The sequence below is a fragment of the Kitasatospora sp. GAS1066B genome (genome assembly GCF_041262605.1).
Taxonomy (GTDB): Bacteria; Actinomycetota; Actinomycetes; order Streptomycetales; family Streptomycetaceae; genus Kitasatospora.
Map to the genome: position 1 here is coordinate 148633 of NZ_JBGCCO010000017.1, position 14500 is coordinate 163132.

11 protein-coding genes are annotated in these 14500 nt (G+C 71.9%); 8 read left to right on the forward strand and 3 right to left on the reverse strand.

From position 1 onward, the window contains the following. Positions 1-23 precede the first annotated feature (23 nt). From lipB to ABH937_RS20605, 3 genes are all read left to right on the forward strand, one after another. Positions 24-794 (forward strand): lipoyl(octanoyl) transferase LipB, encoded by a 771-nt coding sequence (lipB, locus tag ABH937_RS20595; protein WP_280687305.1) that lies wholly within the window; start codon positions 24-26, stop codon positions 792-794. Between the two features lie 189 nt (positions 795-983). Further along, positions 984-1937: a lipoyl synthase gene (locus ABH937_RS20600; RefSeq protein ID WP_370219029.1), complete on the forward strand. Its 954-nt coding sequence runs from the start codon at positions 984-986 to the stop codon at positions 1935-1937. A 400-nt stretch (positions 1938-2337) separates the two neighbouring features. Beyond that, positions 2338-3027, forward strand: a complete 690-nt coding sequence (locus ABH937_RS20605) for a DUF4191 domain-containing protein (RefSeq protein WP_280686913.1) — start codon at positions 2338-2340, stop codon at positions 3025-3027. A gap of 95 nt (positions 3028-3122) precedes the next feature. On the opposite strand, the gene ABH937_RS20610 is transcribed toward ABH937_RS20605, so the two are convergent. Continuing rightward, entirely contained in the window at positions 3123-3590 is a 468-nt protein-coding gene (locus tag ABH937_RS20610) for an RDD family protein (RefSeq protein WP_280686912.1), read from the reverse strand. A gap of 308 nt (positions 3591-3898) precedes the next feature. On the opposite strand from ABH937_RS20610, the gene glnA reads away from it, so the two are divergent. Continuing rightward, positions 3899-5314, forward strand: coding sequence for a type I glutamate--ammonia ligase (gene glnA, locus ABH937_RS20615; RefSeq protein ID WP_280686911.1), 1416 nt, complete (start codon positions 3899-3901; stop codon positions 5312-5314). 556 nt (positions 5315-5870) lie between these two features. Here the strand turns inward: glnA and ABH937_RS20620 are convergent. Beyond that, positions 5871-7043 carry an acyl-CoA dehydrogenase family protein gene (locus ABH937_RS20620; protein ID WP_370219030.1) on the reverse strand — a complete coding sequence of 391 codons (1173 nt, stop codon included), beginning with the start codon at positions 7041-7043 and terminating at the stop codon, positions 5871-5873. A 255-nt stretch (positions 7044-7298) separates the two neighbouring features. Between ABH937_RS20620 and ABH937_RS20625 the strand changes: the two genes are divergently transcribed. From ABH937_RS20625 to ABH937_RS20640, 4 genes are all read left to right on the forward strand, one after another. After that, positions 7299-8255 (forward strand): isopenicillin N synthase family dioxygenase, encoded by a 957-nt coding sequence (locus tag ABH937_RS20625; RefSeq protein ID WP_370219031.1) that lies wholly within the window; start codon positions 7299-7301, stop codon positions 8253-8255. Positions 8256-8277: 22 nt separating this feature from the next. Next, a complete protein-coding gene (locus ABH937_RS20630) occupies positions 8278-9423 on the forward strand; it encodes a pyridoxal-phosphate dependent enzyme (RefSeq protein ID WP_370219032.1) in 1146 nt (381 codons plus the stop codon). 1 nt (position 9424) lies between these two features. Next, positions 9425-11005, forward strand: coding sequence for an AMP-binding protein (locus tag ABH937_RS20635; RefSeq protein WP_370219033.1), 1581 nt, complete (start codon positions 9425-9427; stop codon positions 11003-11005). A gap of 247 nt (positions 11006-11252) precedes the next feature. Next, positions 11253-12626 (forward strand): cytochrome P450, encoded by a 1374-nt coding sequence (locus ABH937_RS20640; RefSeq protein WP_370219035.1) that lies wholly within the window; start codon positions 11253-11255, stop codon positions 12624-12626. Between the two features lie 182 nt (positions 12627-12808). Here ABH937_RS20640 and ABH937_RS20645 read toward each other — a convergent pair whose 3' ends face one another. Next, positions 12809-14401, reverse strand: a complete 1593-nt coding sequence (locus ABH937_RS20645; protein WP_370219037.1) for a multicopper oxidase family protein — start codon at positions 14399-14401, stop codon at positions 12809-12811. Positions 14402-14500 lie beyond the last annotated feature (99 nt).

Consider the following 14500-nt stretch of genomic DNA (forward strand, 5'->3'; position numbering starts at 1 on the left):
GCGAGAACGTGCGATTCGTCCGGATGCGGATAGGCGAAGGCGCGGTGCCGTACCAGGAGGCCTGGGAGGAGCAGCAGCGGCTGCACGCGCTGCGGCTCGCCGACGAGATCCCCGACACCGTGCTGCTGCTGGAGCACCCGCCGGTCTTCACCGCCGGCAAGCGGACCAAGCCCGAGGACCTGCCGCTGGACGACACCCCGGTGGTGCAGGTCAACCGGGGCGGCGAGGGCACCTGGCACGGTCCGGGCCAGCTGGTCGGCTACCCGATCGTCAAGCTGCCCGAGCCGATGGACGTGGTCGCCTACGTCCGCCGCCTGGAGGAGGCGCTGATCCGGGCCTGCGCCGACCTCGGCGTGGCGACCAGCCGGGTCGAGGGCCGCAGCGGGGTCTGGGTGCTGGGCCAGGAGCTGCCGGACGCCGTGCCCGACCCGGCCAAGGTGATCGACATCGGCAGGCTGACCCTGCGGCTCGGCCTGCCGCTCGGCATCGACCCGCGGCTGGCCGGCCCCGAGTACGCGCCGTCCAACGCCGGACAGCGCGGCGACGACCGCAAGCTCGCCGCGATCGGGGTGCGGGTGGCGCGCGGCGTGACCATGCACGGGTTCGCGCTCAACTGCAACCCGGACATGACCTGGTTCGACCGGATCATCCCCTGCGGGATCCGGGACGCCGGGGTCGGCTCGCTCTCCAGCGAGCTGGGCCGGGACGTCCCGGTCGCCGAACTGGCGCCGGTGGTGGAACGGCGGCTGGCGGAGGTCCTCGCCGAGCTGCCCGAGCCCGCGCTGGCCCACTGAGCACGCCCTGACCACGCCGCCGGCCCGCTGAACCGCTGACCGCGAGCTGGTGGTCACCCGGGGATCAGCCCCCGGGAATCAGGCGGCGCCGGCCACTGTTGCCCTGCGAATGCGGGGCGTGAGCCCGGCGCAGACCGTACAAGCACAGGCGTACCCTGGGGGTACCCCGTCTACATCTAGGAGCTGCACGTGTCCGCTGTCGCGCCCGACGGCAGGAAGCTTCTCCGCCTGGAGGTCCGCAACAGCGAGACCCCCATCGAGCGGAAGCCCGAGTGGATCAAGACCCGGGCGAAGATGGGCCCGGAGTACAACGCCCTCCAGTCGCTGGTGAAGAAGGAGGGGCTGCACACGGTCTGCCAGGAGGCCGGCTGCCCCAACATCTTCGAGTGCTGGGAGGACCGCGAGGCCACCTTCCTGATCGGTGGGGACCAGTGCACCCGGCGCTGCGACTTCTGCCAGATCGACACCGGCAAGCCCGCCGAGTTCGACCGTGACGAGCCGCGCCGGGTCGCCGAGTCCATCGTCACCATGGACCTCAACTACGCGACCATCACCGGCGTGGCCCGCGACGACCTCGAGGACGGCGGCTCCTGGCTGTACGCCGAGACGGTCCGCCAGGTGCACGCACTGACCGCGGACCGCGCGACCGGGCGCACCGGCGTCGAGCTGCTGATCCCGGACTTCAACGCGGTTCCCGAGCAGCTGGCCGAGGTCTTCTCCTCGCGTCCCGAGGTGCTCGCGCACAACGTCGAGACGGTGCCGCGGATCTTCAAGCGGATCCGCCCGGCGTTCCGCTACGAGCGTTCGCTGGACGTCATCACCCAGGCCCGGGCGGCCGGCCTGGTCACCAAGTCCAACCTGATCCTGGGCATGGGCGAGACCCGCGAGGAGGTCAGCCAGGCGCTGGCCGACCTGGTCGGCGCGGGCTGCGAGCTGATCACCATCACCCAGTACCTGCGGCCCTCGCTGCGCCACCACCCGGTCGAGCGCTGGGTCAAGCCGCACGAGTTCGTGGAGCTGCAGCAGGAGGCCGAGGAGCTCGGCTTCGCCGGCGTGATGTCCGGGCCGCTGGTCCGCTCCTCCTACCGCGCCGGCCGGCTCTACCGGCAGGCGCTGGAGCACCGCGAGCGGACCGCGGTCTGACGGTCGTGCGTGCGGTGGGGCCCGGAGGAACCTCCGGGCCCCACCGGCGTTTCACCGGGGTTTGACCCGCGGGTCACGGGGGCTTAACAACGGCGGCCGAGACTGGACGCAGGCTCGGCGAGGGGAGTGGCCGCGATGCGTACCACGATCGGCACGGCGATCAGGCTGGCGGAGAGCGTGCTGCTGGCGGGCGGTCGACGCCAGGCGCAGTTGAACGCCTGGTCGGCGGTCTGCGAGAACCGCCGCCATGCGGCCGACCGCGCGGCGGCCCGGGCCGGCCTGCCCGCGCACCGTCCGACGCGCCCCCTTCGCTCACCTGGGGTAACGATTTCCCGCACGGTTGCGCCGAATCGGGACCGTGCTTCGTGTTCCGATGTCCCCGCCACGTAGCATGGCCTTCATGGCGAGGGAAACATCCGAAACTCCCGGGCGGCTCAAGCAGATCCGCCAGGCGTACATCATGACCCAGAAGGTCGACACCAAGATCGGCCTGATCATCGGGGGCGTCGGCCTCCTCACCTTCGGCGTGTTCCTCGCCATCGGTTTCCTGATCGGTCACCCCATCATCGTGGGGATCCTTGGCTTCATCCTGGGCTTCCTGGCCGCGGCGATCGTCTTCGGCCGCCGGGCCGAGCGGGCCGCGTTCGGCCAGATGGAGGGCCAGCCGGGCGCCGCCGCGGCCGTGCTGAACAACATCAAGCGCGGCTGGAGCGCCAACCCGACCCCGGTCGCGGTCACCCGCAACCAGGACGCGGTCTACCGCGCGGTCGGCCGCCCCGGCATCGCGCTGATCGGTGAGGGCAACCCGAACCGGGTGCGCCCGCTGCTCGCCGCCGAGAAGAAGAAGATGGCGCGCGTGGTCGCCGACGTGCCGGTGCACGACATCATGGTCGGCGACGGGCCGGGCGAGGTGCCGCTGAAGAAGCTGCAGATCCACCTGATGCGGCTGCCGCGCGCGATCACGCCCGCCCAGGTCACCGAGACCAACGACCGCCTGCGCGCGCTGGGCGACCTGCTCTCCAAGGCACCGATCCCCAAGGGCCCGATGCCCAAGGGCGCCCGGATGCCCAAGGGCGGCCAGGCTCGCTGAGCCGCCGCGCCACCGGCACCCATACGCAAAGAGGCCCCGCCGACCGGCGGGGCCTCTCCACATTTCAAGAACCTCACATGTCAAGAACCTCGGGGTCAGATCCGCACCTCGACCGTCGCGACCGCCTTGTCGTGCAGGCCGCGGGTGTCCCGGTCCCAGACCGCGGCGGGCACCACCAGGCAGAGCAGCACGGTGCGCAGCAGCACCTGCGGGATGGTCGCCCGCCCGCCGTCCAGCCGCACCACCCGCAGGCCGAAGAGCCGCTTGCCGATCGTGGTGCCGGTGGTGGCGAGCAGCAGCGCGCTCATCGCGAAGAAGACCGGCAGGCTGAGCAGGTTGGCCTTGGCGGGGTCACCGTGGGCGAGCAGGCCGAAGGCGATCAGGCTGGCGATCCAGCCGTCCGCGAAGAGCGCGCCGATCCGCCGGCCGGGGCCGGCCACCGCGCCGGAACCCTGCTGCGGGCGACCGAGCCGCTCACCGCGGTAGCCGAAGTCGGCACCCATCCGCTCGGCGGCGGCCTTCGGGCCTTCCAGCCACGATCCCATTGCTTCTCTGCTGTCCACGAACCCACAGTAGCCGGGCATACCGGAGCGGCCGGCGTCGACTCCCCCTGCGGGTGAATCCGCGTGGCGCGGCCCCTTCCAGTGGTTCAGACCAATTGCGGAGAACGGTGCTGCCCCCGGCACGTTTTGCCCCCACCCGGGTGACTTTGCCGCCCATTCGGGCTCGCCGGTTAACATGGGCGAAACGATCGGGTCATAGCCAGGAAACGGCCTGTTCCTAAGGTGGCCCGCACCGTGGCCGGTTGGGACGACTGGTCCGTGCAGGTCTGATCCCGGCCCTCGTCGCGGTCGGGCAGAGGAGGACATCGATGTTCAAGAATGCGGATGAGGTCAAGGCCTACATCGCGGAGAACGACATCAAGTTCGTGGATGTGCGGTTCTGCGACCTGCCGGGCGTCATGCAGCACTTCGCGGTTCCGGCGGCCACCTTCGACCCCGCCGAGACCCTGATGTTCGACGGTTCGTCGATCCGCGGGTTCCAGGCGATCCACGAGTCGGACATGGCACTGGTCCCGGACCTGGCGACCGCGCGGCTCGATCCGTTCCGCAAGGAGAAGCACCTCAACATCAACTTCTTCATCCAGGACCCGATCACGGGCGAGGCCTACAGCCGCGACCCGCGCAACGTGGCCAAGAAGGCCGAGGCCTACCTGGCCTCCTCCGGCATCGCCGACAGCGCCTTCTTCGGTCCCGAGGCCGAGTTCTACGTGTTCGACGAGGCCCGGTTCGAGACCACCGCGAACGCCTCCTACTACCACATCGACTCCGAGGCCGGCGCCTGGAACAGCGGCCGGATCGAGGAGGGCGGCAACCGCGGCTACAAGGTCAAGTACAAGGGCGGCTACTTCCCGACCCCGCCGGTCGACCACTTCGCCGACCTGCGCGCCGAGATGTCGCTGGAGCTGGCCGCCTCCGGCCTTCAGGTCGAGCGCCAGCACCACGAGGTCGGCACCGCCGGCCAGGCCGAGATCAACTACCGCTTCAACACCCTGCTGCACGCGGCCGACGACCTGATGCTGTTCAAGTACATCATCAAGAACGTCGCCTGGCGGAACGGCAAGACGGCCACCTTCATGCCGAAGCCGATCTTCGGTGACAACGGCTCGGGCATGCACGTGCACCAGTCGCTCTGGGCCGACGGCGCCCCGCTCTTCTACGACGAGCAGGGCTACGCCGGGCTCTCCGACACCGCCCGCTACTACATCGGCGGCCTGCTCAAGCACGCCCCCTCGCTGCTGGCCTTCACCAACCCCACGGTGAACTCCTACCACCGCCTGGTCCCCGGCTTCGAGGCCCCGGTCAACCTGGTCTACTCGCAGCGCAACCGCTCGGCCGCGATCCGGATCCCGATCACCGGCTCCAACGCCAAGGCCAAGCGCATCGAGTTCCGGGCGCCCGACCCGTCCTCCAACCCCTACCTCGCCTTCTCCGCGATGCTGATGGCGGGCCTGGACGGCGTCAAGAACAAGGTCGAGCCGATCCAGCCGGTCGACAAGGACCTCTACGAGCTCGCCCCCGACGAGCACGCGGGCGTACCCCAGGTCCCGGCCTCCCTCCCCGCCGTGCTGCAGGCCCTCGAGGAGGACCACGAGTACCTGCTCGCCGGCGGCGTCTTCACCCCGGACCTGATCGAGACCTGGATCGACTACAAGCGGACCAACGAGATCGCCCCGATCGCGCTGCGGCCGCACCCGCACGAGTTCGAGCTGTACTACGACCTGTAGTAGGTGCTCTGACCTGCGGAAACGCAGTTCGATCTCTTGTCGTTTCCGCAGGTCAGCACGTCTCTGACCTGCGGAAACGCAGTGCGGCTGACGCGCGTCGAAGGCTCTGGGACGCGCGATGTGAAATGAGAGTGAACTGAGTTCGCTCTCAGCACGCCGGCTTCCTACGCTGTCGTGAACGACACCGGGAACAACGCCGAGACCTTCACCGAAGGGGGAGTCCAGGCGGCGAACCACTTCGACCACGTGACCTGCGCCCACGGGCTCCGACCTTCATCAGCAGACCTTCGCCCTCCCGCACGGCAAGTACAGCAGCACCCAAGCGGACAACTACACGGAAGGTCCTGCAGCGAAATGACCCGGAGCGCAGCACCGTCCCTCCGCTGAGCTCGGCTCACACCGGTAAGTGGTGTGGCGTCACGGAGGCGACGCCGCACCACTTTCCGACCCGAACCAGATCCCCCCGGTCGCAACCTGACCGCCCGCCACCCGGGCGGCGTGGCCATCCCCCTGGCCCGGCCGGCGAGGTGGATCCGCTGATTCGGATCTTGTCGGGTCAGCGGTCCGGGTACGGATCCGGCACCGGTCCTGACGACCGGTCCGCACCCAGCTCGTGTTCGCCGATCCGGGACAGCAGGACGTCGTTGGGCGCTCCGATGATCGGCAGTGCCAGCGCGTCGCGGTAGTGGCGTCCCAGGGCGTGGTCGGCTGCGGCGTAGCCGGCCCCGCCGCACAGCGCGGCTGCCTCCCGCAGCACGTCCAGCAGGGTTGTGGTGCAGAACACCTTGGCCACCGCGGAGGTCATCGGCGGGTTCGGCGCTCCAGGAGACGTTCCGTCCTCGGGCGGCCGCGGATCGAGCAGGGCGCGCCAGACCGTCCGCATCACCGCGACCTTGGCCGCCAACTCGCCCGTCCGCAGGCGGATGGCGCCCTGGACGTCGGCCGGCCGGTGGGCCAGGCCGTCGCGCACGAAGCGCACGGCGTGTTCGAGGACGGCGTCGGCCGAGCCCACGGCCCGGGCGGTGTAGCTGGTCACGTCGTGGGCGAGCAGCGAGGCGGTCAGGTCGTGGCCCCAGCCGCCGAGCACGTCCTCCTCGGGATCGAACTCGTAGTCGTCGAAGGTGATTTCGGCGAGCGAGACGCCGAGCAGGCCGGGCCTGGGCAGCTCGGGTCCGACGGTCACCCCGGGCCGGGCGGGGTCCACGAGGACGCCCATGGTGGCGTTGTCGCCGCGGGCGATCGCCAGTACCCGGTCGGCGTTGCGCGCGTTGGTCACCCAGCTCTTGCGTCCGTTGAGCACGGCGGCCCGGCCGCGCCGGGTGGCGCGGGTGCCCAGCTGGGAGGGGTGGCCGATGCCCTGCTCGTGGTAGGCGCGGGCGAAGACGCTCTCGCCGCGGGCCATCGCGTCGAGCCAGCGCTCGCGCTGCCGCGGGGTGCCGTGCTGCGTCACCTGCCGGCACAGCTTGAGGTGGGTGCCGACCAGAGCGGCCAACGGCTGCCAGCCGCGGCCCAGTTCGTATCCGATGAGGGCGAGGTCGCGCCGGCTCCAGTCGCCTCCGCCGTACTGGGTTGGCACGGCCGCCCCGAAGGCGCCCAGTTGGGCCAGTTGTCGCACCAGGGGCAGGGGGTAGCGGTCCTCCGGGTGGGCGGCCAGGTAGGGGCCGATCTCCTGCCGGGCGAACTGCGCGATCCGGTCCAGGCCCGTGTCGTCCATGCGTCGCGTGCTCACTTCCGCTCCGGGGCCGCGCGGCGCGGTGCCGGCACGGTCAGGGGTCCGCCCGGACAGCGACCCCGAGTTCGGCCCCCATGGTGGCGGCGGAGCCGGCCGAGGAGGTGTCCGCCGGGCTAACGATCACTCGTGCAGGTGAGTTTCGGCTGTCGGACGCCGGGGCGAGGTGGGAGCGCCGGTTAGATGGACCGCGACGAGCCGGGTGCGACCCGGGAACGTCAGCGGCGCCGGACCACTGCGAGCACGAGGACGACCATGACCCCCACCACCCGAACCGCCGCCGAAGGTACCGACCTGCTGATCGACCTGGAGCGCTGGCGCACCGGCGAGCCGCACGATCGCGACCAGGTGGCTCGTCGGCTGGACGCCGTCTTCGGTTCGTACGGCTTCTGCCTGGTCACCGGGCACCAGGTCCCGGCCGAGCTGCTCAGGGAACTCCGGGCGCTCGCCAGGGAGTTCTTCGCACTTCCCGAGCCGGTCAAGGCCGGCTACCGCGCCGAGAGGGGCGGCAGCGGTTGGAGCACCGACTACCCGAACGCCCAAGGGGGCCCGGCCGACCTGAGGGAGACGTTCAGCTTCCGGGACGGCGGTGCCACCGGCTCGGCGGTCCTCGACGAGCGCCGCGTGCAGCGCTGGCCCTCGCAGGTGCCCCGGCTCGCGGAGCTGGCCGAGGAGTACCTGCGGTCGATGCGCCGGCTCAGCGACGAACTGCTGACGGTGTGCGCCCACGCGCTCGGCGCGCCCGCCGATCACTTCACCGCGCTGCGGCGTGACCCCACCCATGTCGGCGGGCTCAAGTGGTACCCGTCGCTGCGCCGTCTGGGAACGACTACGCCGGGCGGGTACCGGCACGCCCCGCACACCGACCTCGGCGCGCTGACCGTCCTGGACCGCGAGCACGGGCTGGGCGGCCTGCAGCTCCACAGCGCCGAGGGCGGCTGGGTCGACGCTCCGTTCGTCCCCGGGACCCTGGCCGTCAACGTCGGCCAACTTCTCGCCCGGTGGACCGGGGACCGCTGGCCGGCGTGCCTGCACCGGGTCGCCCCGCCGCCCGCCGCTGCCCCCGAGGAGGACCTGCTCTCGCTGCTCTACGCCAGCGGGGCCGACCAGGACGCCCTGATCGAGGCGTTCGCGCCGCCCGTCGGCCGCACCGACTACCCGCCGGTCCGCTGGAGCGAGTACCTGCGCAGCCATTTCGCCGCCGCCCGTTAGCGGTTGCGGGGAGGGCCCGGCCATGGAGATCTACGCGCAGGACGACGTCGTGCGGCGGTATGCCGCGCACCTGTCGGCCGACCCCGAGCGGATCCGCCGGGCGAGCCTCCAGGAGAGCGCACGCATCGTCCAGTTACCGCCCCAGGGCGGCGTTCTCGCCGACGTGCTGGACCTGTCGACGGGCAACACCACCTGCACCTTCAAGTCCTGGCTGGTCTGCCTGGCCGTCTCCCGCTACCTGGGGCAGGAGCACCCGCTCGTCCTCGCCCAGAGTTCGGGGAACACCGCCAACGCCCTGGCCGCCTACGCCGCCCACGTCGGCCTGCGCGCGGTGATCCTGCACCCGCCGGCCTCCCGCCGCCGCATCGTGCCCCGGCTCGCCGAGTCCGACACCGTGCAGTTCGTCGAGGTCGACGCACCCGAGGACCGGATCAAGGCCGTCCTGGCGGCCTGCGCCCAGACCCTGGGCGTCCCGGTCATCCCTGCCCCGGCCGACCAGGACGAGGCGAACAAGCTGCGCGCCCACGTCCTGCGCGACGCCGGACACGAGCTGGGCCGGCAGTGGGACTGGCACGTCCAGGCGCTGTCCAGCGGGTACGGGCCGCTCGGGTTCTACGCCGGGCTGCGCGAGCTCCAGCGCACACAGTCCGTCCAGGTGCCCCGCTTCCTCGGTGTCCAGCAGCAGGCCGTCGCCCCGTTCGTCAAGGCCCTCGGCGGGCGGCCGGGCGAGGCCGGCGAGGTCCCGGTGCTCGAACCCACACTGTTCCGCCAGAGGCTCACCGAGGACCTCGTGCGGCGCATGCGGGCTCTGTGCGCCTACAGCCGCGGCATCGTCCGCGCCCTCACCAACAGCCGCTACCTCCAGCTGGAACCGCGTGCCATCGCCCTGCTCCGGGAGGCCGGCGTCGCCGTCGCCCTCGACCCCGACGGCACACCCCGCGAGCGGGCCGGCCTCTACTCGCTGGCCGGCACGCTCGACGCCATCGAGCAGGGCCTGATCCGCCCCGGCGAACGCGCCCTGGTCGTCTACACCGGTGGCGCCGCTCCCACGCCCGCCGGTACCTACCAGCCCCACTGGCACGCCCACCAGGACGAGGCGGGCGAGGTCGTCGCCCGCGCGGTCGCCAAGCTTTCGTCACCGCTGTCACTTTCGGGGAACCATGGGTGAGTTGAGCAGGTCGTTGCCGGCGCTGCCGGCCGAGTCCGCCTCCTACTACGCACAGGGGTGGTGGCGCCACGGCACCTTCCTGGACGACCTCCACGCGCTGGCCCGCACCGCGGCCGACCGACCCGCGTACCTCAACGCGCGCACCCTCCTGGGCGAGTCGGTGACCGTCACCTTCGGCGAACTCGCCCGATGTGTCGAACAGTTCGCCGCGGTGCTGTGGGAGCGGGGGGTACGTCCCGGCCGGGTGGTGGCCTGGCAGCTGCCGAACTGGTGGGAGTCGGGAGCCTTGTGGCTGGCCTGCGGCCGGGTGGGCGCGGCGGCGCTCTCACTGCCGCCGGGCACCGGCGCGCGCGAGCGGGAGGTGATGACGGCCAGCACCGGGGCCGGCCTCCTCGTCACCGCGGACGCCGGCGACTCCGGTGGGCACGGGACCGCGCAGGTCATCACCCTCGGCGACCTGATGCGCGACGCGGCGTCCGCCGAACCGCTGCCCCTCGCCGAACGCCCGACCGTGCAAGCCGACGACGTGTGCCAGGTGCTGTGCACCTCGGGGACGACCGGCCGGGCCAAGGCCGTGCTGCACACCCACAACACCAGGTACGCCGCCCTCCGGGCCGCACGGACGCACCTGCCGGAGAACGGCGTGACGGCCGCCGTCTCCACCCTGACCCATGCCATCGGGCTGCTGTTCGGGCTGCTGTCTCCGCTCGCCACCGGACAGCCCTCGATGTTCACCGACACCCACGACCCCGGGACGTGGCTGGACCTGCTGGCACAGCACGACGTGAACTGCCTGATCGCGGCCCCGCGCAGCCTCGGTGAACTCGCCTGCGAGCAGCAGCGTCACCCCCGCGAGCTGAGCGGGCTGCGCCAGGTCATCAGCCTCGCCGCGCCACTGCCCGCCCCCGTCGCCGCACAGGTGCGCACGCACCTGTGCCCGCGACTGGTCAGGTTCTACGGCATGACGGAGGCAGGCCCGGTGATGGCGACCCGGCCGGACGACCCGGCGGGCACGCAGGAGCGGACCCTCGGCGAACCGTTGCCGGGCATGCGGATCCGGCTGACCGGGAGCGACGCCACCGGGGCCGACCGGCTGCACGTGCGCGGCCCCGGCCTGTGCCGCGGGATGTTCGACCTGCGCACCAGGCGCGTCCTGTGGAGTCCCGCGCACGACGACGGCTGGTACGACACCGACGACCTCGTCCAGGCCGACGGACAGGGGAACCTGCGCTTCCTCTCCCGCGCGGCCGATCGCATCGGGTGGGGCTACGTGATCCCGGTGGCCGAGGTGGAGGGCGAACTCCTGGGCCACCCCCGGGTGGCCGAAGCCACCGTCGTCGGCGTGCCGGACGACGACGGCCACGAAGTCGCCTGCGCGGTCGTCGTCCCCCACGGTGCGCCGCCCTCGCTCGAAGACCTCCGCGCCTTCCTGCGGGGCAGGAAGATGACCGAGTGGTACCTGCCGGCCCGGCTGGCCCTCGTGGCCGCGCTGCCGCGAACGGCGCTCGGCAAGGTCCGCAAGGACGAGGTCCGCCGCGAGATCAGCGCAGGTGCCCGCGCAGTGTGCGGCGAATCCGCGTGATCGGGGAGTCGTACAGCAGCGCGGCAGGTGTCCGGCGGAGCGAGCGTCGGGACCACCAGCGAGCAGACCAGGACGGCACCGCAGCCGCCCCGGACCGCCGCAGGCGAATCCGCCGACCCGGTGAAACAGGGCCCGACCGGATCCCGCCCGTGGACGCGTCCCGCGCACGAGCGGCTTCACAACACCGAAGTCGGGTAAGGGTGGTAAGGGAAGCACAGGCGATTCGAGCCTCGTCGACGGAGCCCGCATGAGCGCCCTCCTGATCCTGCTGATCGCGATCCCGGCAGCCGCTGCCACCGCGGCGGTGCTCGCCTTCGCCGCCCACCCGCGCCTTGCCGCCGCCTACCGGTTCCGCCTGCTCACCAAGGACGACGGCCCGGCCGGCACCCCGATGATCCGCCTGCCGAACCAGGACATCCACGGGCCGGTCCTGGAGGAGCTCTTCGCCCACGAGTCCGCGAGCCACCGCGGCGACACCCACGCGCGGCGGGCCATCCGCCACTTCCACCGGCCGGCCGACGAGCACCAGGAGAACATCGACCCCGACCACCCCCGTTACGCGGAGCTGGCCAGGGCGACCTTCCGCGCCCTCGCCGTCCCGCGCGAGGAGATCGCCGCGATGGCCCGCAGGTGTACCCGCCAGGTCCTGGACGACGCCTGGCCCCTCGGCACCACGAGCCGCGTGCTGCGGCTCATGGACCTCGCCGTCCCGATCTCCGCCCGCCTCATGTTCGAACTGGCCTTCAGAACCGCGCCGACGCAGGAGCAGATCGCGCTGATCGGCCGCTCCGCCAGGGACTCCATGCGCACCTCCAAGGGACTTCGGCCCGCCGGCGACGCCGACGCCGCACTGGCACTCCTCGACCTCGTGCGGACCAAGGTGACCGAGCACGGTGGCTGCCCCGAGATCTTCGGCCCCGACAGCACACTCGACACGACCTCCAGGTCGAAGCACCTGCAAGGCGTGTTCTTCAACACCGGTGTCATCCAGCTCTCCGAAGGCGTCTGCCACACCGTGCTCGAGGCATCCCGCCATCCGCACGTCGTCGAACGGATCGTCGAGAACGATCCCCGCTACCTTGACCACCTCCTCTCGGAAGCACTGCGGCTCTACCCCCTGCACGCAACCATCCAGCGACTCGTGACGGACGACATCCCGCTCAGCCCGGCCGTGACGATCCCGCGCGGAACCCAGCTCCTGTTCGACATCGGCCGGCACCAGCGGACGGGCCACACCGAGCCGGATGCCTTCAACCCGCACAGATGGGAGCAACGCGGCCGAGCGGACAGCGGATTCGTGGGCTTCGGCCTGGGGCGACGCAAGTGCCCCGCCGAACGGTGCTCCCGGACAGCGGCAGCGGTGATCGTGCGCGAACTCCTGAGCTCCTTCGCCGTCCACGCTCCCACCCGCCACACCAGGGGGCTGGAAGGAGGCGGCCTGTGCTGCCTGACGGCCTACGGATCACCGCCACCAGCCGGGTTCGTGCTCGGGTCCAAGAAGGCACTCGTGCGAACCCGCGACCAGGCGGAGCGAGTTGCCGTCGGTGCGGCCCAGCTGGTCTGCCTGCCGCTGACCGCGCGAGCGGTGCGACGCCTGCCACGCGACAGTGGCAGCACGTGAGGAGCTTGCACCCCTTGAAGACGGACGGCTGGCTCAAGGGGAACGGGGCCCACTGCCCACCTGCACGCTCCGGCTAACGGCACTCAGCAATCACGACGGTAGCGCCTGGCTCGGTTCACGGGAGCCGGCCTGCACCCACGCGAGCGCCAGGCGGCTGCTCACCTTCTCGGAGGCCGTCCGGATCACGCCTCGACGTACTCCACGGTCTGCATCATGCCCAGGTCCTCGTGGTGCAGTTGGTGGCAGTGGGCGATCGCGCGGCCGGTGAAGTCCTCGTAGCGGACCAGGAAAGTCACCGACTCGCCCGGGGTACCGCCCGCCAGGCCGACGGTGTCGTGCCAGACCGGCGGGTCGATCCGGACGCCGTCGCGGTGGGTCACCAGGAACGGGTTGGTGTGCAGGTGGAAGGGGTGGTTGAAGCCGGGGGAGGTCTCGCCGGTGCGAACCGTCCAGCGCTCCGTACGGCCCAGCGGCAGCACGTGGTTGACGTACCCCGGGTCGTACAGGCCGTACGCCGGGTCGAGGCGGAGGTCGCCGTGTGGGTGCGCGGGCGGGGTCGGGTGGGTTCCCAGCACGCGGAAGGCGTCGGGGAACGGCAGGGGGAAGACGCCCGGGTCGACGTGGAAGAGCACCTCCCGGTCCGGACCGGTGACCTCCCGCTCGTCGAGGAACGGCCGGCCGGGCGGCAGCGCGCGCGGCAGGGCCATTGGCGGGTCCAGCGGCGGGCCCGCCACCTCGACGGTCAGCAGCGGCTGCGGCACCCGGTCGGCCCGCAGCTCGTAGCGGCCTGGCGCCGCACCCCGGACCAGCACGTCCACCCGGTTGCCCATCACCAGCTCCACCGTCTGCGCGAACACCGGCGCGGGCAGCGTGATGCCGTCCTGGGCGATCCGGTGCATCGTCAACTGGCCCGCTGAGCCGGTGAGTCGCAGCGTGAGCGCGGTGAACGCGGTAGCCCCCACCAGGCGCCAGCGCTGCACCTCGCCCGGCCGCAGTGCCAGCAGCGGGTTGACCGCGCCGTTCACGGTGAACACGGACGGCACCCCCGTCAGCCAGGCTCCCGCGTCGAACGGCGGCACCCGGCCGTCGCGCAGCTTGAGCTCGTTGACGCAGACCACCACGTCCGCGGCGGCCCGCACCTCCGGCACCTCGTCGATGTTCCCCTCCACCACGATCACCCCCGCCATGCCCCCGGCCAGTTGTTCGGCGGTCGAGCCGTGCAGGTGCGGGTGGTACCAGTACGTCCCGGCGGGGTGGTCGGCTGGGATGTGCAGCACCGTGCGGTAGTGCGGCTCCGGGTTGCCGGGCGCGGAGCGCGGCGCGAACTCCCGCAGCACGTTGTCGGCGAGCCCCGACGGGGAGACGTGCATGCCGTGGGCGTGCAGGTTGAAGCTGTGGGGCCGGTGCGGCATCCGGTGACCGTACTCGGCGCGGCCGTCGTGGACGGGGTTCGGCGGCAGTCCGTTGATGTGCGTGAGCAGCAGGGTGTCCCCGGCCCGGACCCGCAGCGTCGGCCCCGGGAAGCCCCCGTTGTAGGCCCGCGTGGTGATCGGCCCGTGGCCCGGCACCTCGACCTGCGCGTATCGGACGTCCAGCACCTGCTCCAGCACCGACGGCACCAGCCCCGGCGCCGGCCGCCGCCGCACCGTCACGGGCTGCGGGAACGCCACCGGGCCCACGGCCGCTGCCGCTCCCGTGCCCGTCACCGACACGAGACCGGCGGCGGCGACCGTCCTGAGCACCGACCGGCGGCTGATCCCGCGACTCTCTCCCATAACCGGGCAATCTAGAGCAAAGCACCCGGACGGTCGGGACCGCCGCACCGCGCTGCCGCGCCGACCCCCGCGGCTCGGCCCCGCAGCGGCACGCGGCCC

Coding starts and splice junctions, on each gene's coding strand:
- glnA (WP_280686911.1), top strand. CDS start 3,899: ATGTTCAAGAATGCGGATGAGGTCAAGGCCTACATCGCGGAGAACGAC.
- ABH937_RS20605 (WP_280686913.1), top strand. CDS start 2,338: ATGGCGAGGGAAACATCCGAAACTCCCGGGCGGCTCAAGCAGATCCGC.
- ABH937_RS20640 (WP_370219035.1), top strand. CDS start 11,253: ATGAGCGCCCTCCTGATCCTGCTGATCGCGATCCCGGCAGCCGCTGCC.
- ABH937_RS20630 (WP_370219032.1), top strand. CDS start 8,278: ATGGAGATCTACGCGCAGGACGACGTCGTGCGGCGGTATGCCGCGCAC.
- ABH937_RS20645 (WP_370219037.1), bottom strand. CDS start 14,401: ATGGGAGAGAGTCGCGGGATCAGCCGCCGGTCGGTGCTCAGGACGGTC.
- ABH937_RS20625 (WP_370219031.1), top strand. CDS start 7,299: ATGACCCCCACCACCCGAACCGCCGCCGAAGGTACCGACCTGCTGATC.
- lipB (WP_280687305.1), top strand. CDS start 24: ATGCGGATAGGCGAAGGCGCGGTGCCGTACCAGGAGGCCTGGGAGGAG.